The sequence below is a fragment of the Actinocatenispora comari genome (genome assembly GCF_017312725.1).
GTDB lineage: Bacteria > Actinomycetota > Actinomycetes > Mycobacteriales > Micromonosporaceae > Actinocatenispora > Actinocatenispora comari.
Genome location: NZ_BOPO01000151.1, coordinates 35,663 through 53,798 on the forward strand (window position 1 = coordinate 35,663; position 18,136 = coordinate 53,798).

20 protein-coding genes are annotated in these 18,136 nt (G+C 73.7%); 11 read left to right on the top strand and 9 right to left on the bottom strand.

What is annotated here, in order from left to right; translation table 11 throughout:
• Nucleotides 1-60: 60 nt before the first annotated feature.
• Nucleotides 61-1,320 (bottom strand): serine--tRNA ligase, encoded by a 1,260-nt coding sequence (serS, locus tag NUM_RS36535; RefSeq protein ID WP_207129514.1) that lies wholly within the window; start codon nucleotides 1,318-1,320, stop codon nucleotides 61-63.
• Nucleotides 1,313-1,666, bottom strand: coding sequence for a hypothetical protein (locus tag NUM_RS36540; RefSeq protein ID WP_207129515.1), 354 nt, complete (start codon nucleotides 1,664-1,666; stop codon nucleotides 1,313-1,315). Before NUM_RS36540 ends, serS begins: the two co-directional genes overlap by 8 nt.
• Before the next feature lie 3 nt (nucleotides 1,667-1,669).
• On the opposite strand from NUM_RS36540, the gene NUM_RS36545 reads away from it, so the two are divergent.
• Nucleotides 1,670-2,101 (top strand): OsmC family protein, encoded by a 432-nt coding sequence (locus NUM_RS36545; protein ID WP_207129516.1) that lies wholly within the window; start codon nucleotides 1,670-1,672, stop codon nucleotides 2,099-2,101.
• A gap of 136 nt (nucleotides 2,102-2,237) precedes the next feature.
• Here NUM_RS36545 and NUM_RS36550 read toward each other — a convergent pair whose 3' ends face one another.
• A complete protein-coding gene (locus NUM_RS36550) occupies nucleotides 2,238-2,750 on the bottom strand; it encodes a DUF3592 domain-containing protein (protein WP_207129517.1) in 513 nt (170 codons plus the stop codon).
• 110 nt (nucleotides 2,751-2,860) lie between these two features.
• On the opposite strand from NUM_RS36550, the gene NUM_RS36555 reads away from it, so the two are divergent.
• Nucleotides 2,861-3,205 carry a metallopeptidase family protein gene (locus NUM_RS36555; protein WP_207129606.1) on the top strand — a complete coding sequence of 115 codons (345 nt, stop codon included), beginning with the start codon at nucleotides 2,861-2,863 and terminating at the stop codon, nucleotides 3,203-3,205.
• A 406-nt stretch (nucleotides 3,206-3,611) separates the two neighbouring features.
• The gene (locus NUM_RS36560) at nucleotides 3,612-4,631 is read left to right on the top strand and encodes a helix-turn-helix domain-containing protein (RefSeq protein ID WP_207129518.1); all 1,020 of its coding nucleotides are present in this window, start codon (nucleotides 3,612-3,614) and stop codon (nucleotides 4,629-4,631) included.
• Here the strand turns inward: NUM_RS36560 and NUM_RS36565 are convergent.
• Nucleotides 4,609-4,980 (bottom strand): cupin domain-containing protein, encoded by a 372-nt coding sequence (locus NUM_RS36565; RefSeq protein WP_207129519.1) that lies wholly within the window; start codon nucleotides 4,978-4,980, stop codon nucleotides 4,609-4,611. The genes NUM_RS36560 and NUM_RS36565 overlap by 23 nt on opposite strands.
• A 154-nt stretch (nucleotides 4,981-5,134) precedes the next feature.
• On the opposite strand from NUM_RS36565, the gene NUM_RS36570 reads away from it, so the two are divergent.
• On the top strand, nucleotides 5,135-5,584 hold the full coding sequence (locus NUM_RS36570) for a MarR family winged helix-turn-helix transcriptional regulator (protein ID WP_225919080.1): 450 nt from the start codon (nucleotides 5,135-5,137) through the stop codon (nucleotides 5,582-5,584).
• A 125-nt stretch (nucleotides 5,585-5,709) separates the two neighbouring features.
• On the opposite strand, the gene NUM_RS36575 is transcribed toward NUM_RS36570, so the two are convergent.
• Complete coding sequence (locus NUM_RS36575; protein ID WP_207129520.1) at nucleotides 5,710-6,846, bottom strand: LolA family protein; 1,137 nt, start codon at nucleotides 6,844-6,846, stop codon at nucleotides 5,710-5,712.
• Nucleotides 6,847-7,037: 191 nt separating this feature from the next.
• On the opposite strand from NUM_RS36575, the gene NUM_RS36580 reads away from it, so the two are divergent.
• The gene (locus NUM_RS36580) at nucleotides 7,038-7,712 is read left to right on the top strand and encodes a response regulator transcription factor (RefSeq protein ID WP_207129521.1); all 675 of its coding nucleotides are present in this window, start codon (nucleotides 7,038-7,040) and stop codon (nucleotides 7,710-7,712) included.
• A 220-nt stretch (nucleotides 7,713-7,932) separates the two neighbouring features.
• Entirely contained in the window at nucleotides 7,933-9,339 is a 1,407-nt protein-coding gene (locus tag NUM_RS36585) for a sensor histidine kinase (protein ID WP_207129522.1), read from the top strand.
• Between the two features lie 122 nt (nucleotides 9,340-9,461).
• Here NUM_RS36585 and NUM_RS36590 read toward each other — a convergent pair whose 3' ends face one another.
• The 3 genes from NUM_RS36590 to pheA all read right to left on the bottom strand — a co-directional run bounded on the left by NUM_RS36590 (nucleotide 9,462) and on the right by pheA (nucleotide 11,972).
• On the bottom strand, nucleotides 9,462-10,217 hold the full coding sequence (locus NUM_RS36590) for a class I SAM-dependent methyltransferase (protein WP_207129523.1): 756 nt from the start codon (nucleotides 10,215-10,217) through the stop codon (nucleotides 9,462-9,464).
• Nucleotides 10,214-10,960 carry a histidine phosphatase family protein gene (locus tag NUM_RS36595; RefSeq protein ID WP_207129524.1) on the bottom strand — a complete coding sequence of 249 codons (747 nt, stop codon included), beginning with the start codon at nucleotides 10,958-10,960 and terminating at the stop codon, nucleotides 10,214-10,216. Before NUM_RS36595 ends, NUM_RS36590 begins: the two co-directional genes overlap by 4 nt.
• A 67-nt stretch (nucleotides 10,961-11,027) precedes the next feature.
• Nucleotides 11,028-11,972, bottom strand: a complete 945-nt coding sequence (pheA, locus tag NUM_RS36600; RefSeq protein ID WP_207129525.1) for a prephenate dehydratase — start codon at nucleotides 11,970-11,972, stop codon at nucleotides 11,028-11,030.
• Nucleotides 11,973-12,270: 298 nt separating this feature from the next.
• Here pheA and NUM_RS36605 point away from each other — a divergent pair, with 298 nt between their 5' ends.
• From NUM_RS36605 to NUM_RS36625, 5 genes are all read left to right on the top strand, one after another.
• On the top strand, nucleotides 12,271-13,077 hold the full coding sequence (locus NUM_RS36605) for an IclR family transcriptional regulator (protein ID WP_207129526.1): 807 nt from the start codon (nucleotides 12,271-12,273) through the stop codon (nucleotides 13,075-13,077).
• 285 nt (nucleotides 13,078-13,362) lie between these two features.
• Complete coding sequence (locus NUM_RS36610) at nucleotides 13,363-13,731, top strand: hypothetical protein (RefSeq protein ID WP_207129527.1); 369 nt, start codon at nucleotides 13,363-13,365, stop codon at nucleotides 13,729-13,731.
• Between the two features lie 461 nt (nucleotides 13,732-14,192).
• Nucleotides 14,193-15,371 (top strand): S53 family peptidase, encoded by a 1,179-nt coding sequence (locus NUM_RS36615; protein WP_207129528.1) that lies wholly within the window; start codon nucleotides 14,193-14,195, stop codon nucleotides 15,369-15,371.
• 131 nt (nucleotides 15,372-15,502) lie between these two features.
• Complete coding sequence (locus NUM_RS36620; protein ID WP_207129529.1) at nucleotides 15,503-16,501, top strand: LysR family transcriptional regulator; 999 nt, start codon at nucleotides 15,503-15,505, stop codon at nucleotides 16,499-16,501.
• Between the two features lie 228 nt (nucleotides 16,502-16,729).
• Nucleotides 16,730-17,524, top strand: a complete 795-nt coding sequence (locus tag NUM_RS36625) for a methyltransferase domain-containing protein (RefSeq protein ID WP_207129530.1) — start codon at nucleotides 16,730-16,732, stop codon at nucleotides 17,522-17,524.
• 41 nt (nucleotides 17,525-17,565) lie between these two features.
• Here the strand turns inward: NUM_RS36625 and NUM_RS36630 are convergent, their stop codons facing one another.
• Entirely contained in the window at nucleotides 17,566-17,850 is a 285-nt protein-coding gene (locus NUM_RS36630; protein ID WP_207129531.1) for a hypothetical protein, read from the bottom strand.
• Between the last annotated feature and the right edge of the window lie 286 nt (nucleotides 17,851-18,136).

An 18,136-nucleotide genomic window follows, 5' to 3' on the forward strand; every position in this document is an offset into this window, starting at 1 on the left:
GATAGATCGACCGCAGGTGCGCGATCGACGAATGGGGCGGGACTCGGCGATCCGGGCGAATCAGGGGCGCACCGGGGTCAGCACGTCGCGACCGAGGTACGGCTGGAGCGCCTTCGGCACCCGCACCGAACCGTCCGGTTGCTGGTGGTTCTCCAGGATCGCGACCAGCCACCGGGTCGTCGCCAGGGTGCCGTTCAGCGTCGCCGCGACCTGCGGCTTGCCGTCCTCGCCGCGGTACCGGACGCCGAGCCGGCGGGCCTGGAACGTGGTGCAGTTCGATGTCGACGTCAGCTCGCGGTAGCGCTGCTGGCTCGGCACCCAGCCCTCGATGTCGTACTTGCGGGCCGCGCTGCTGCCCAGGTCACCCGCCGCGGTGTCGATCACCCGGTACGGCACCTCGATCTTGCCGAGCATCTCCTCCTGCCAGGCCAGCAGCCGCAGGTGCTCGTCGGAGGCCTGCTCGGGCCGGCAGTACGAGAACATCTCGATCTTGTCGAACTGGTGCACCCGGATGATGCCGCGGGTGTCCTTGCCGTAGCTGCCGGCCTCCCGCCGGTAGCAGGACGACCAGCCCGCGTACCGCTGCGGCTCGGCCAGGTCCAGGATCTCGTTGCTGTGGTACGCCGCGAGCGGCACCTCGCTGGTGCCCACCAGGTAGAGGTCGTCGGCCTCCAGCCGGTAGACCTCGGTGGCGTGCGAGCCGAGGAAACCGGTGCCCTCCATCGTCCCCGGCTTCACCAGCGACGGCGTGATCATCGGCGTCAGCCCGTACTCGACCGCCTGCGCCAGCGCGCACTGGAACAGCGCCAGCTGCAGCAGCGCGCCGACCCCGCGCAGGAAGTAGAAGCGGGCGCCGGACACCTTCGCGCCGCGCTCCATGTCGATCGCGCCGAGCAGCTCACCCAGCTCCAGGTGGTCGCGCACGCTCGGCAGGTCGGGCTTCTCGCCGACCTCTCGGAGCGTGACGAAGTCGTCCTCGCCGCCGGCCGGCACCCCGTCGGCGACGATGTTGGGCACCGCGAGGTGCGCGGCGCGCAGCGCGTCGGCGGTCTCGGTGACCGTCAGGTCGGCCGCTTTGACCGCGGTCGCGAGTTCCTTGGTGCGCGCCAGCAACTGCTGCTTCTCGTCGCCCTGCGCCCGCGCGACCTGCTTGCCCAGGCCCTTCTGCTCGGCCCGCAGCTTCTCGAACCGGACCAGCGCGGCGCGGTGCTGCTCGTCGGCGCCCAGCAGCGCGTCGACGGACGACTCGGACTCGCCCCGAGCGCGCTGGCTCGCTCGCACCACGTCCGGATCGTCACGCAACAGTCGCAGGTCAATCACGCCGCGAGCCTACCTGGCGTGCCCCGCCACCTTCGAGCCGATATACGCCGCCGACCGTGCTCCCGGCGCCGTCCCGGTGGTCTGCGCCCGCAGGCTCCGGCGAGTGCAGCGCGACGCCGGCCCGGGACAGCACGGCGCCCGTCCGGGACAGCACGGCGACGAACGCGGCCACCAGCGCCACCGGCAGTCCCGGTCGCCGGCCGGGACTGGCACCCGCGCGACGGCCAGGCCCGGCCGCCAGCAGGCGGTGACGATCGGTGATGTTGCGGCCGGTGCGGTCGATCGGCGGTTGGCGGGGGGTTTGCGCGCTAGCGTCGGGGTGTCCGAGAAGACGCAGGGAGGTCATGGCATGCCGGTACGGAAGGCTTCTGCCGAGTGGCGGGGCGGATTGCAGGACGGCGCGGGTCGCGTCGCGCTGGGCAGCGGCGCCTACGAGGGCGACTACTCGTACAAGTCGCGGTTCGGCGACGGCTCCGGCGGGACGAACCCGGAGGAGCTGATCGGCGCCGCGCATGCCGCGTGCTTCTCGATGGCGCTGTCGAACCTGCTCGCCACCGACAACCACCCGCCGACCGCGGTGCAGACCACCGCCGAAGTGACCATCCGCCCGGAGGACGGCCAGCCGACGATCACCTCGATCGCGCTGCACACCGTCGGCACGGTGCCGGGGCTGACCGCCGAGCAGTTCGCCGAGTACGCGGAGAAGGCCAAGGCCGGCTGCCCGGTCTCCCGCGCCCTCGCCGGTACCACGATCACGCTCGACACCCAGTTCAGCGCCTGACCTGTCACGGCTCGGCGCGGCCCGACCCCACTGTGGTCGGGCCGCGTGCCCGGCACCGGGTCGGCAGGCGGTCGGCGGTCGGTCCGGCAGATCCGCCGGCGCTGCCGCCGGCCGCAGCGGGCGCGACGAGCCGAGGTCAGGGCGCGGTCGACGCCCGCGGCCGGTGCGCACGGCGGTCGTCCCGGGCACCCTTCGCGGCGGCCGCACCGAGCATCAGCGGTACCAGCATGGCCCCGACGCCGATGGCGATCACGCCGACGTCGCCGGCCCGGTTGTACGCCTGCGACCGGATCGTCGCGGTCTCCGGGTGACCCGGCACGTAGTGCACGCGCACGCCGTCGCCCACGTCCTCGGTGCCGCCCTGCCAGTACTCGTACGTGCCCTCCGGCGTGCGGTAGCGGACCCGGACCCACCGGGTACCGGCGCTGTGCGGCCCGCTGTCCCGCTTCGTCGCCAGCACCGTGCCCGGCACGGTGCGTCCGCGTGCCGCGACGGCGTCTGCCTCGTGCAGCCCGTGCCGCCCGTCCTGAACGCACCAGTACCCGAACATCTCGACCAGCGCGGCCAGCGCGCCCAGCAGCACGACCTTGGCGCCGATGTTCGCCCAGCGGGCGAACCGGCGCAGTGTCGTGCCGCGGCCGACTGTCATCGACCCAGTCCAGCATGGATCGGCGGCTGCAACAAGACACCGCGGGGCGCTTCGGACCAACCGGCGCGCGACCGGGCCGTACCGGATCGGCGGAGAATCGGGTGATGGCGGTGACGATGTCGCGGGAGCGGTTCGAGGAGCTGGTCGCGGACGCGCTGGACAGCGTGCCGGAGCAGTTGCTGAAGCTGCTGAGCAACGTGGTGATCCTGGTCGAGGACGACTCGCCGGACAGCCAGCGGCTGCTCGGCCTCTACGAGGGGTACGCGTTGACCGAGCGCGGCGCCGACTACGGCGCGGTGCTGCCGGACCGGATCACCATCTTCCGCAACCCGATCCTGTCCATCTGCCACACCGAGGCCCAGGTGGCGCACGAGGTCACGGTCACCGTGGTGCACGAGATCGCCCACCACTTCGGCATCGACGACGCGCGGCTGCACCAACTCGGCTGGGCCTGAGCCGGCCGGCACGGCGCGTCGACCCGGGCCCCCCGCCGCACGGCGACCGGCCGATCCGCCGCGGACCGGGAGTCGGCGCGGCCGACGGCGGACCGGGAGTCGGCTCGGCCGACGGTGGACCGGGAGTCGGCTCGGCCGACGGCGGACCGGGAGTCGGCTCGGCCGACGGCGGGCCAGGAGCCGGCCCGGCCGTCCCCGTCCCCACCACGGCAAGACCGGCTCCTGGCGGTCGGCGGTGCCCGCCCGGCCGCGACTCCGGCCGCGACTCCGGACGCGCGACACCATTCGACCCCGGCCGGTAGGTGACGGATCGTGGCCGGTCGTCAACCCGACAATCCACGTGACAGGGCGCAGTCGCCACTACGCTTGCGGGAGGACGCAAACACACGGGGCACGGGGTGTTCGGATGGGAACGCTGCGCATCCACTTCACGACGGAGGATCTGGCGCGTACCCGACTGGCCCGGGGCGCGGACCCGATGTGGGAGATCGTGCTGAGCCGGTTCCGGCTCCGGGAGCGCAGCGTGCTGCCGTTCCGGCCCTGGTTCCGGCAGGTGCAGGCGCGCCGGCCGGGGTTGCAGAAGCACCGGCAGCAACTGCGGTTGCTGCCCGCGCTGCTGCCGACCGGCGTCTACTTTCCCGACTTCCTCACTCCGGCCGCCGGGCTCAACGGCCTCGACGCCGGGTTGGACGCGCTGCGGTCGACACCGCGCCGGCGACTGTCCGCCGAGCTCGCGCAGATGTCCCGGACCGCGACGGTGCCGTCGGCGATCCGTGGCCTGGGCGACGGCGACACCGAACTGCTCGGCGCGGTCGCCGCGGCGTTCCGGCGCTGGAACGCGGAGCTGATCGCGCCGTACCGTGCGGTGCTCGACCGGGCCGTCGCGGCCGACTTGGCGGTACGGGCGAACGCCCTGGCCACCGGCGGCTTCGAGGCGCTGCTCGCCGGGTTGTCGCCGCTGGCCCGGTGGCGGTCGCCGGTGCTGGAGGTCGACTATCCGGAGACGCGCGACCTGGTGCTGGCCGGCCGTGGCCTGACGCTGGTGCCGTCGTTCTTCTGCTTCCGCAAGATGATCTCGCTCGCGGACGCGTCGCTGTCGCCGACGCTGCTCTACCCGATCGACCGCGGCCTGCTGTGGGCGGAGATCGGCCGGCGCTCGCCCGGGTCGCTGGCGACCCTGCTCGGTGCGACCCGGGCGGAACTGCTGCGGGTCGCCGAGGCCGGCGTGACGACCAGCCAGCTCGCGATCCGGTTGGGCATCGCGCCGTCGTCGGTCAGCCGGCACGCGGCCACGCTCGCCGCCGCCGGCCTGCTGGACCGGATCCGGCACGGCGCCGCCGTCTGGCACCTGCGCACCCCGCTGGGGCAGGCGTTGCTGGACGGCGCCGCCGACCGCGCCCCGGTCAGCGCGACCAGGGTGGAGTGACCGGGGCGCCCTGCACCGTGGCGGTGACCCCGGCGGACGTGCAGACCAGCGCCACCGTCGGTTCGTCGCCGGCGTTGCCGACGGCGAACTGGACCCCCGGCGGTACCAGCAGCGCGTCGCCCGGGCCGGCGGCGACCGCGGCGCCGTCGATGTGCCCGCTCAGCACGCCCGACTGGACGACGAACACCTCCTCCCGGTCGACGCTGTGCTGCTGCGGGTCGGAGTGCGGCGGCACCGTCAGGTACCAGATGGCGAGCTCGCTGCTGCCGCGGCTCGGCACCGCCATCGGCCGGGCGCTGATGCCGTGCGCCTCGACGGTCGGTGCGTCGGCGTAGCTGAGTGCGGGCATGGGGCGACCTCCGTATAGTCAAGTTTCTTGTCCACTCGGAGGTAGTAAAGCAGCTTGACCATGGGAGCGCAAGGCAGGCTGGGGGCATGAACGAGGGTGGGAGCGGGCGAGGCATGGATGCCGAGTGCCGGTGCGCGCGGCGCGGAGCGCGGCGATGAGCAGCCGGGGCGAGCTGGCGGTGCTGCTGGCCAGCGCGTACCAGGTGACGATGGCGGGGCTGACCGAGCACCTGGCGGCGGCCGGGCACCCCGGGGTGCGGCCGGCGCACGGCTTCGTCTTCCTGTACCTGTCGAACCATCCGGCGGCCACCTCGGTCGAGCTCGGCACGTACCTCGGGGTCACCAAGCAGGCCGGCGGGCAGCTCGTCGACGAGCTGGTCCGCCGGGGGTACGTGACGCGCGAGCCGCACCCGACCGACCGGCGGGCGCGGGCGCTGCGGCTGACCGAGCGCGGCTGGGACTGCATCGAGCGGGTCGTCGCCTACTGGGACGGGGTGGAACGGCACTGGGCGACGCTGGTCGGGCCGGAGCAGCTGGACGCCACCCGGAACGCGCTCGCCGCGTACGTGGCGGACGCGCCGCACGGTGTCCGCCCGGCCTGGTGACCCCGCACTGTCCACTGTGGACAGCAAGGCGCGCCGACCCGGACCAGTCGGGTCGGCGCGCCCTCTTCCCCGTGTGGTGACGCCTGCCGGCCGGTGGGAACGATCTCCCACCGGCCGGGCGGTCGCTACTTCGTCTGCGCGGCCGCCTGGTAGAGCTGCGACGGGGCCACCGCACCGGCCAGCACCCGGCCGTCGTCGGTGATCAGCACCGAGAACAGCTTGGTCTCGACCAACCGGCCCGAACCCCAGGAACCGTGCACCTTCGGCAGCGAGTCGAGGAACTTCGTCGCCGCGGCGGACGCCTTCTTCTGCTCGGCGGTCTTGCCGGCGGGCACCGTCGTGTCGACGCCCTTGGCGACCATCACCGAGGTCCAGCCGGTACCGACGACCTGCGGCTCGTCGCCCTTCTTGCCCTGCTGGTGGTCGCGGTCCTTCGGCGCCACCTTGCTGTGGTCGGAGCTGCCCGGCTTCGCCTCGGTCACCTTCGTACCCGCCGGCGGGTTGAACCGGAACTCCGACGCGTCCGGCTTCGCGAACGACACCGAGGTGAACCCGGCCTCGAACGCCGGATTGGCCGAGCCGCGGGCGAAGATCTGCACCCGCAGCGGGATGTGCTTGTCACCGTCGATCGCGATCCGGATCTGCTCCACCCGCGAGTCGTGCTGCTTCGGCGTGATGACCAGCTCGTACGCCTTGCGGCCGGCCACCTTGGCGGTGCCGTCGGTGCCGATGTTGGTGCTCGGCGCCAGCTGGGTGAGCATCCGCGTCACGCCACCGGACAGCGAGCTCGGGCCGGTCGACGGCAGCACCGACGGGGCCGCGGACGGCCGCTTCGCCGAGTCGGCGGACAGCGTGCGGTGCGTCGCCGACTTCTTCGCGCTGTCGTAGAGCCAGACGTCCTTGCCGTTGCGGATGGCGTCGCTCTCGTCCGCTCCGGTGCCCTGCACCGAGAGCCGCACGTGCTGCGGACCGTCGTACCAGACCTTCGCGGTGTGGCTGCCGGTGACCATTGAGTTCAGGTCGGTGCCGTTCAGCTCGGGCAGCTTCGGCAGGCCCAGGTCCGACTTCTGCACGATCGTGCCGGACAGGCTGTTCACCTTGGCCTGTGCCACGTCCATCAACAGTTGCTGCGGGCTGCGCTCGGGCAGCCCGGACGACGCGTTGGCGACCAGCATCTTGCCAGCGCCCGCGGCGCCGATCACGGCGACCAGCGCGACCGCCGGAATCGCCCAGCGCACCGCCGGTCGTGCAAACACCGACATGCCTACCCCCTTCAGCGGCCCGGACGGAAACGCCTTCCGCCCCGACCCTTCGCAACCGTCTGGTCGACCGTCCCCATGTCGACCGGTTCCCAGAATGCCCCGGAGGCGCTGTGAGCAACCTGAGCGGAGCTGAGCAGCTCTCAGCCACCATGCGCAACCATGGGTGTCCCACAGGTACTCCGGGAGGCACGATGCGGCTGCTGGTGGTCGAGGACGAGGTACGGCTCGCCGCCGCACTCGCGCGCGGGCTGTCCGCGGAGGGGTTCACCGTCGACGTGCAGCACGACGGCCCCGGCGGGCTCGACGCCGCCCGGCACGGCGACTACGACGCGGTGATCCTGGACATCATGCTGCCCGGCCTCAACGGGTACAAGATCATTCAGACCCTGCGGGCCGAGCAGAACTGGGTGCCGGTGCTGATGCTGTCGGCCAAGGACGGGGAGTACGACCAGTCCGACGGCCTGGACGCCGGCGCCGACGACTACCTCACCAAGCCCTTCTCGTACGTGGTGCTGCTGGCCCGGATCCGCGCGCTGCTGCGCCGGGGGGTACGGGCACGGCCGGCGGTGCTGTCCGCCGGCGACCTGACGCTGGACCCGGCGACGAAGGAGGTTTCCCGTGGCGGCCGGTCGATCGAGCTGACCCCGCGCGAGTTCGCGCTGCTGGAGTACCTGCTCCGGCGCGGCGAGGCGGTGGTGTCCAAGATCGAGCTGCTGGACCACGTCTGGGACGCGCCGGAGGACACCGACCCGAACGTCGTCGAGGTGTACGTCGGCTACCTGCGCCGCAAGATCGACACCCCGTTCGACCGGTCGTCGCTGCGCACCGTCCGGGGCGCCGGCTACCGTCTGGTGGCCGACCAGTGACCGGTGGGCCGACCGGAGCGCCCGTGCCGGGTCTGCCGACCCGACCGCGCGTGCCGGGCGTACCGGCCCGAGCGCGCGTGCCGGGTGTGCCGGCCCGAGCGCGCGTACCGGCTGGACCGTGCGGGCCGAGCGGGCTCGGCGTGCGGAGCCGGTCGGGTCGCCGGGGCGGGACGGGCCGGCCGGCGTGGCACGGGCGGACGATGAACGGCGGAGGCGAGCGATGCGCTGGTGGTCCCGGCTCGGCCTGCGTGGCCGGCTGACCCTGATCGCGGTCGCGGGCCTCGCGATCGGGCTCACCCTGGGTGGTGCGCTGCTGGTCTTCGCGCTGCAGGCGACGCTGTCCCGGGCGCTGGACAACAGCGCGCTCGACAGCGGCCGCGAGGTCGCCGCGCTGGTCCGGGCGGGCAAGCTGCCGGACCCGATCCCGGCCGGCGAGCGGGTCGCCACCATCCAGGTGGTCGACCGGGCCGACCGCATCGTCGCCACCTCCGCCGGCGCCGACCGGCTGGTACCGGTGCTGCACGCGGACGAGGTGCGGGCCGCGCGCGGCGGCGAGCGGTTCGACGTACCGGGGGACCGGGCCGGCCTGGCCACCCCGCTGCGGGTGGTGGCGGTACCGGCGGGCAACGACACCGTGCTGGTCGCGGTGTCGCGCAGCGAGCTGACGCAGAGCGTCGGGCTGGTCCGCAACGTGCTGCTGGTGGCGTTCCCGGCGCTGGTGGCGGTGCTGGGGCTGGTGGCGTGGCGGGCCGTCGGCTGGACGCTGCGCCCGGTGGAGGCGCTGCGTCGCGGCGCCGAGGAGATCGCCAACGCGGGTTCGCCGGCGAGCCGGCTGCCGGCGCCGGCCACCGGTGACGAGGTGGCCCGCCTCGCCACCACCCTGAACGGGATGCTGTCCCGGCTGGCCGCGAGCCAGCAGCGGCAGCGCGCGTTCGTCGCGGACGCCGCGCACGAGCTGCGCAGTCCGGTCGCGAGCATCCGTACCCAGCTGGAGGTGGCGCAGCGGCTCGGCGACCGCGCCGACTGGCCGGACGTGGCCGGCGACCTGCTGGTCGACACCGAACGGCTGTCCCGGTTGACCGAGGATCTGCTGCTGCTGGCCCGGTCCGCGGACTCGGACGAGGCGGCCGCCCGGATGGCCCGGCGGGCCGAACGGGTCGACCTCGCCGAGCTGGTCACCGACGTCGTCGACCGGTACGAGGCGGCCCGCGTCCCGGTCACCGCCCGGATCGACGTGCCCGCGGAGGTGCACGGTGATCCGGCCGCGCTGGCCCGGGTGGTCGGCAACCTGCTCGACAACGCGGTACGACACGCCGAGACCGAGGTGGTCGCCTCGGTGTCGGTGGTGCGCGACGAGGCGGTGGTGGTGGTCACCGACGACGGCCCCGGCATCCCGCCGGCCGACCGGGACCGGGTGTTCGACCGGTTCACCCGGCTCGACGACGGGCGGGCCCGGGACGAGGGCGGTTCCGGTCTCGGCCTGGCCATCGTCGCCGAGCTGGTCGCCGCGCACCACGGTGTCGTGGCGCTGACCGCCGCGCACCACCGGGACCGCAACGTCGGCGGGCCCGGCGGTCCGGGCGTCCGCGCCGAGGTCCGCCTCCCGCTCCTCCCCGACACCGCCTGACGGCCCGACACCGCCTGACTGCCCCGAGACCGCCTAACGGCCCCGAGACCGCCTGACGGCGCCCGCGCCCGCCGACACCGACGGACCGGACCGATCCCCGGACGCTGCTCGGCCCGGCGGGTTCAGCGCCGGACGAACTCGGCGCGCCAGCGGCGGACCGGCGGGTCCTCGCTGGTGTCCGCGAGGTCCTCGACCAGCACCGGCCGCAGGCCGTCGACCGCGAAGGCGTCGATCTCGGTACGCGTCAGCGGCCACGGCATCCGGCCGGCCGGATCGTCGTCGTCCCGGGCCCGCGCGATCACCAGCAGCCGGCCGCCCGGCCGCAGCAGCTCGGCGAACCGGGCGATCGCCCGCCGGCGGGCCGCACCCTGCAGTGTCTGCACCGTGTACGCCTCGAAGACCAGGTCGAACGTGCCGAGCAGGTCGGCCGGTGGGTCGAGCAGGTCCGCCACCCGGTAGTCGACCGGCGAGCCCGCGAACCGCTCCCGGGCCGCCCGCACGGCGCTCGGTGCCACGTCGAACGCGACCGTGTCGTACCCGAGGGCGGCGAGGTGTTCCGCGTCGTCGCCGAGCCCGCAGCCGACCACCAGCGCCCGGCCCTGGTGTCCGGTGCGCGTCCTGGACCAGTCGACCAGCAGCGGGTTGGGTTCCCGGTCGGCCCACGGCACGACCGCGGTGCCGGACTCGGCCGCCGCGTACAGCCGCTCGAACCAGCCGGTGTCGTCGCCGACCGCGACCGCCTCGGCCGCCAGCTTCCGCGCGTACCCGCGCTGCCCGTCGTCCGCCACCGGCGCGTGCTGGCCGTCGTTCGTCGCCGGCGCGTGCCCGGGCTGCGTGTCGTTCGTCGGGGGCGTGTACCCGCGCGTGTCGTCGGTCATGGGCGTCCCTCTCGTTGGTCCCGGCCGTCGCCTGCCCAGGACACCACCCGCAGTCGGCCGGCGTCCGCCACTGTCCTGTCGTCGGTCGCTCGGTGGATCGTTTCCGTACCGTGGCCGGCGCCTTCCGCGGTCGGCGCCACGACGCCGCCCGGTGTCGCGGGCGTGAGGCCGGCGGTGCCGGTGTCCGGGGCGAGCAGGACCGCGCGGCCGGCGTTCGGCAGCTCCGGTACGTGCCGGGACAGCCCGGTGGCGAGCCGCGGCACGCCGACCACGAACAGCGTGCCGTGCCCGACCAGTACCGCGGTGCCGCCGGCGGGCAGCTCGGCGAGCACGTCGGACAGCACCGTACGCAGCCGGCGAACCAGGTCGGTGCCGTCCTCGCCACCGGGCAGCCGCGGCGTCAGGTCGTCCCGCCAGCGCGCGAACGTCGTCGCCACCAGCGCCGCGTCCGCCGGATCGGTACTGCCGTGCAACGTCCCGATCAGCGCCTCGTGCCCGGCCGGATGCACCCGTACCGGCGTCCCGTACCGGGCGGCGAGCGGCTCGGCGGTCTGCACCGCCCGGGCCATCGGCGACGACCACACCACGTCCGGCGGGTACTCCGCCGGCCAGTCCGCGGCCAGCCGCGCCACCTGCCGCTCGCCCAGCGGCGACAGCGGTACGCCGGGGATCGCGCAGGTCAGCGAGTGGTCCACGTTCGCCGTGCTCTGCCCGTGCCGCACCAGCACGACCCGCCGCGTCACCGCACCCCGCCTCGTCGCACGGCGTCGGCTCGCCCCGAAGACGCTTCCCGCCCGGACCGCGCCACGATCAACCCGTGGGCGGGTCGGCGTCGCCGGCGCGGACCCGGGCCAGCCAGGACTGCGCCTCGGTGAAGTCGGCGTCGGACATACCGGCAGGCGGGGGTACCGGCGGCTCGGCGCCGGCCCGCGGGTAGGAGCCGAAGTACCGCACGTCGCGGCAGATCCGGCGCAGCCCGGCCAGCGCCTCGCCCATCCGCGCGTCGGCGACGTGCCCGGTGCAGTCGAGCAGGAAGCAGTACCGGCCGAGCGCCTCACCGGTCGGCCGGGACTCGATCCGGCTCAGGTTCACCCCGCGCACCGCCAGCTCGGTCAGCACCGCGAGCAGCGCGCCGACTCGGTCGTGCGCGATGAACACCGCGATCGTGGTGACGTCGTTGCCGGTCGGCGGGGGTGCCGGCGCGGGCCGGGAGAGCAGTACGAACCGGGTCATCGCGTCGGCGTGGTCGGCGACGCCCTCGGCGAGCACGGTGAGCCCGTGCCGGCGCGCGGCGAGCGGCGTGGACAGCGCCCCGTCGTACTCGCCCTCGGCGCACCGGATCGCCGCGGTGGCGTTGGACAGCACGTCGGTGACGGTCGCGGCCGGTACCGTGTCGCGCAGCCAGTGCCGGCACTGCGCCGAGGCCTGCGGGTGCGCCGCGACGGTACGCACGGCGTCCGTCCCGCGGCCGTCCCGGGTGGCGAACACGAACCGGATCGGCAGGACCACCTCGCGCCGGATCTGCAGCGGGCCACCGGCGACCAGGTCGTCGACGGTCACCGGCACCGATCCGCCGACCGAGTTCTCCAGCGGTACCAGGGCCGCGTCGGCGTCGCCGGTGCGCACCGCGTCGAGCGCCTCGGGCACGGTCCGGGCCGGCAGCAGGGCGGCGTCCGCGGCCTCCGGTAGGGTCCGCAGCGCCTCCTCGCTGAAGGTCCCCTCCGGCCCGAGATAGCTGTACCGCGCGGTCGACATGCGGCGAGCCTATGTCGCTGCGGGTGGCCGCCCGCGCGCGGTCCGGGGCGGGATGATCGTGGCCGGCGCGCGGGCCGAGAGGTGACGAAGGCCGCCAGCGCGGCAAACCAGGCCACCACCGCATGGCCAGTTTGTCGACTACAGTTCGTGATAGAATTCGCCATAAAGGCGTGACTACGACCACAAATCCCGCCACGCTGAGTCACCTCGCGTAACCGGGTCTTCTCAGTAAGTGCGGCAATACCTATCGTGGACAGATCCGCTCAGGTACGGAGCGGATCAATTGCGGAGGTTTGTTGTGCGCACTGACGGCTCACAGGCACCCTCGGACCTGATCCAAAGTGTGTCTCGTGCACTGCGGATTCTGGAGACCGTGGGGCGTTCCCAGCGTGGACTGACGGTCAAGCAGATCGCGCGGCGGTGCGAACTCGGCCTGTCCACCACCTACCACCTCGTGCGCACCCTGACGTACGAGGGTTATCTGATCCGGTGCAACGACGGCACCTACCTGCCCGGCCTGGAAGTGGCGGACAGGTTTCGGGAGCTGAGCGCGGCCGTCCGGCCGCCGACCGACACCGCCGTCGGGCTGCGCCGGGCCGCCGGGGCCACCGGGTTCAGTCACTACCTGGCCCGGTTCGTCGACGGCAAGGTGGCCATCACCGGCGTCGCCGAGGGGCCGCGCTCGCCGCACCTGGAGGACCTGATCGTCGGGTTCGACGACGCGGCGCACGCGACCGCGATCGGCAAGGCGCTGCTCGCGACTCTGGACGTGACGCATCGGCGGCGCTACCTGTCGGTGGTCGGCATGCGGCCGTACACCAGGTCCACGGTGGTGGACCGGCAGCAGCTGGAGCACGACCTCGCCGGGCTGCGGCGCCGCGGCACGTTCGTCGAGCGCGGTCAGTACCGCGACAACGTGGCCTGCGCGGCCACCGTGATCAGCACCGGGTCGCCCGAGTCGCCGCACATGGTGCTCGGTTGCACGATGTCGCTGGAGGAGTTCCAGCGCAACGAGCCGACGGTGTTGAACCAGCTCGCCACCGTGTCGCGCAGCATCGCCGCCGCCGTGGCCAACAACCCGAGCCCGCCGCCGCTGCCGCTCTGACCCAACGCCTCCGTCGCCGGCTCGCCACTGCGGCAGGCCGGCCCTCGTCGTGTCCGGATCCAGCCCGGATCGTGTCCGGATCCGGGCTGGTCTGGATCGTGTCGGGATCCGGGCCGGTCTGGATCGTGTCGGGATCCGGGCCGGTCTGGAGCGTGTCGGGATCCGGGCTGTCTGGGAATCGCGATCTGCACCGTCGCACTCCCGGTCCGTCGCCACGCGGTGACGCCGCCGTAACTTTCGGTTCATCGGCTCCGCAGGACACCGACGTCACGGGGAGGTGGACCGGTGAACGCGACCAACACGGCACCGGCCGGTGTGGGAGTGGCCGAGCGCGGCAGGCACAGCGCCACGGCGACGGTCGAGGGTGAGGCGCCACCAGGCGGTACCGAGGCGGTGGCGGACGCGCCCACCGACCCGGCGGTACCCGACGGCGTGGTCGACGCGCTGCTCTGGCGAGACGCGCAGTACGTGCTGAACCGGCACCGGCCGGACGGATCGTGCTGCGGCTACTGCGGCGAGCCGAGCCCGTGCACCGCGACCCGGCTGGCCACCAGGGCGGCCAGCGCGGCGCGTACCCCGGCCCGGCCGGCGGGGCACGGCGCGCAGTGGCGGGTCGTCGCCGGCGTCACGATCACCCCGCCGAACGGGCACTGATCTCGTATCCGGCTCGGCGCCTGAGGTTGGCGCCGGGCAGGCGGCTCCGCTCGGTTCCGCGCCGAGCGTCCGACCAGGAAGCCGTCCGGCTTCCGCCCCCCGCGGATCGGCGGACCACCGGGGACGTCGTTCCCTGGCCGTACCGCGGGACGGGACGCACCGCGATGCACCGCACGGCCCGGCGGTGCGCGAGGCGGTGGTCCCCGACGATGGGCGGGGCGCGCTCGACGTTCCCCCGCGATCCGGGTGCGACCCGCCCATCGATAACCGCCGTGCTGCCGGTACTGGCGGCGCTGGCGCGCTGCTGGATGGGCTTCGGCGATGAACCCGCTGTGACCGCCTTGCTCCTTAAGGTTCCCATAATGTCGGAGTTATTAGCTTTCGGGATGAGATATATGCACCCTTCGCGCTGAATACTGTTCGCATTCCTCCGCACGACCCCTACCGCAAGGAGGACAGGAATGCGAACCAAGCCCCTCGCCGGTGCCGCTGTCGCTGTTGGCGGCGCACTGGCCCTGGCGTTCACTGCCGCACCGGCCAACGCGCAGACCGCGACGACCGACGGCTCGAACGTCACGCACAGCTGTGCCCGACCCACGAAGGCGGGTGAGATGGCCTGCCTGGCGCTGGTGCGTACCGACGTCAAGCAGCCCCGGTCGATCGGCCGGCACGCCGACCCGTCCGGACTCGGCCCGGCCGACCTGCAGTCGGCCTACAACCTGGCCGCCGACGGCGGCGCGGGTCAGACCGTGGCCATCGTCGACGCGTACGACGACCCGAACGCCGAGGCCGACCTGAACGCGTACCGGGCGCAGTACGGCCTGGGTGACGCCGACTTCCAGAAGGTCAACCAGGACGGTCAGGCCAGCCCGCTGCCGACCGCGGACTCCGGCTGGGCCACCGAGATCTCGCTCGACCTGGACATGGTGTCCGCGGTCGCGCCGAAGGCCAAGATCCTGCTGGTCGAGGCGAACAGCGCGAGCATGGACGACCTCGGTGCCTCGGTGAACACCGCCGTGAAGCTGGGCGCCAACGCGGTGTCCAACAGCTACGGCGGCGGCGAGGACTCGACCGAGCAGCAGGCCGACGACCAGTACTTCAACCACCCGGGCGTGGCGATCACGGTGTCCTCCGGCGACTCGGGCTACGGCACCGAGTACCCGGCGGCGTCGCAGTACGTCACCGCGGTCGGCGGTACCTCGCTGACCAAGGACTCCTCGTCCCGCGGCTGGTCGGAGAGCGCCTGGGACGGTGCCGGCTCCGGTGAGTCGCAGTACGTCAGCAAGCCGTCCTGGGAGACCGACGCGACCGGTACCAGCAAGCGCGCGGTCGCGGACGTGTCCGCGGTCGCCGACCCGAACACCGGTCTCGCCGTGTACGACACGTACCAGCAGAGCGGCTGGATGGTCGTCGGCGGCACCAGCGCCTCGTCGCCGATCATCGCCGGCGTGTACGCCGACGCCGGTTCGCCCGGGGACAACCCGGCGAGCGACCCGTGGTCGAACAGCGACAGCCTGAACGACGTCACCACCGGGAGCAACGGCAGCTGCGACGTGCAGCAGCTGTGCAACGCCGGTGACGGCTGGGACGGCCCGACCGGCCTGGGCACCCCGAACGGCACCGACGCGTTCAAGGGCTGATCCGACCGGGCTCTACCCCCCATCGAGGCATGGCCATCAGCATCAGCTGGTGGCCATGCCTCCTTCGCCCGAACCACCCGGCCGGGTTACCGAGTGGTACGGGGTGCAAATCAGGTCATAACATGTGGTGCATGGCTGAGCTGGAATTACGGCACCTGCGTCTGGTCTGCGCCATCGCGGAGGAGCCCAGCCTGACCCGGGCGGCCGCCCGGCTCGGTGTCTCGCAACCGTCCCTGTCTGCCACCCTGCAGCGCATCGAGCGCCGGCTCGGCGGCCGGCTGTTCGAGCGCGAGCGCACCGGGATGCGCGTCACCGAACTCGGCGCGTACCTGGTCTCCTCGGCCCGGGTGGTGCTCGCCGACATGGAGAGCCTGCTCGCCGGCGCCGACGCGCGTACCCGGGCGCCGGCCGGCGCGCTGCGCATCGGCGCCTGCCCCGGCGCGATCGGCCCCAACCTGGCCCGCGGCATCACCGAGATCCTGCCGACCGACGACGTGACGCTGGAGGTCGCCGGGATCGGCCAGCTGGCGCAGGATCTGGAGTCACGCCGGCTCGACTTCGCCGTACTGGACGAGTGCGCCGGCGTGCCGCTGCCCACCAGCGACCGGCTGGACACCCGGCTGCTCGTCGCCGAGCCGGTCTTCGTCGCCCTCTCCGAGGGGCACCCGCTGGCCGAGCGGTCGACCGTCGAACTCGCCGACCTGGCGCCGGAGGACTGGGCGATCGCCCCGATGCGCGACGGCAACGACCAGGTCGTACTGTCCCGCGCGTGCGCGGTCGCCGGGTTCAGCCCGCGGATCCGGCACGAGGTGAACGAGCCCGCCACCTGCCGGGAACTGGTCGCCGCCGGCGGCGCGGTCGCGCTGGCCCAGCCGACCTCGCGGGACGGTTCTGGCATCGCCGTCCGGCCGCTCGCCGGCGACCCGATCATCCTGGAACGCTGGCTGGTCTGGCATCCGGCCGGCCCGCACGCCCGGCACGCCGCCGACGTGTACCGGTGCGCCGCCCGGGCGTACCTGTCCCAGCTGGACCGCAACCCCGACTACCGGCGCTGGTGGGACCGGCATCCGGAGGCACACCGCCAGCTGTCCGCCGCGATCGGCGAACCCGCCGTCCAGGTCGGCGCCTGACCGACCCGGGCCGGTCGCCTGCCCGAACCCGGTGCGGTCGGCGCGGGACCGGTCCGGCGCCGGGCGGGTCGACGCCGGACCGGATCCGGGGGATCGGCGCCCGACCGGGTCCGGGTGGCGCGGGCGGGTCGGCGCCCGACCGGTCCGGGCGTCCTGGCCGGGTCGACGCCGGACCGGATCCGCGCGGCGCGGCCGATCCGCACCGGGCCCGGGTCGTACGGTGGGCGGATGACGAGCTGGAATCCGGACCAGTACCTGCGGTTCGCCGACGAGCGTGCCCGCCCGTTCGGCGACCTGCTCGACCGGGTGCCGGTGCGCGAACCGGCCGACGTGGTCGACCTCGGCTGCGGCCCCGGCACCATGACCGCGACGCTGACCCGGCGGTACCCGGCGGCGCGGGTGCTCGGCATCGACTCGTCCGCGGAGATGATCGCCGCGGCCCACCCGCTCGGTACCGAGCGGCTCCGGTTCCGGCGCGAGGACATCGCGCAGTGGCAGCCGGAGCCGGTCGACCTGATCGTCAGCAACGCGGCGCTGCAGTGGGTGCCGCGGCACACCGAACTGTTCGGCCGCTGGCTCGCCGCGGTGCGGCCGGGCGGTGCGCTGGCGTTCCAGGTACCCGCCGGTGGCGGCGGCGCGGTGCGGCAGACGATCCGTACCGTGGTCGAGCGGCCGATGTGGCGGGACCGGCTCGCGGCGGTGGCCGAGCGACCCGGGCCGCGCACCGCGAGCCCGGTGCGGCACCCCGAGTCGTACCTGGACGAGCTGGCCCGGATGGGCTGCACCGTGGACGCCTGGGAGACCACGTACTACCACGTGCTGCACGGCGAGGATCCGGTGCTGGAGTGGTTCCGCGGCACCGGGCTGCGGCCGTACCTCGACGCGCTGGCCGACGATCCGGCGGCCCGGTCGGCGTTCGAGCACGAGGTCGCGGTGGCGCTGCGGGACGCGTTCCCGCCGCAGGACTACGGCACCGTGCTGCCGTTCCCGCGCATCTTCGTCGTCGCCCAGCGCCAGCCCTGACCCGTCCGGCGCGGCGTCGACCTGGCCGCGCGGCGAGCGGTTCAGGTGGAGTGTGGCGGGCGGAGCAGCTCGGTGGCCGGCGGCAGCGTCGGCGGCTGGCGGCGGTGCCGGGGAGCGGCGGTCGACTTCGCCGCGAGCGGGCTGTACGGCGTCGCGCCGGTGCCGGCGAGCGCCCACCGGTTGCGCCCGGTGCGGACCAGCCGCTCGTCGGCGGACAGCTTCTGTACGGCGGTGCGCACGCTGCCGGCCGATCCGGCGGCGGCGAGCAGCTCGCCGGTGGTCAGCGGCGTCGCTGCCGCGTGCAGCGCGTCGATCGCGCGGTCCACGAAGGACCCCCGTACCCGTTCGTCACCCACTGTCGGCCTGTCGCCTCTCTGTCGTCTGCTGCAAACGGTACTGGCGAGACCGGCCGGACACTGGCAAGATCGATGAACATCATCGGGTACCAGCGGATACGTCACGACTTCCGGTCGGACGGGGCGGGGCGGGCGGATGGTCTGATCGTGAATGCTGCAATACTAAGCGTAGTTGCGCTCGTTTGCCGCATCCGCACCGGAACGTCGGTACCCGCCTCGACGCACCCCGTCGGCACGGGTCCGGATGGTGCGCTGG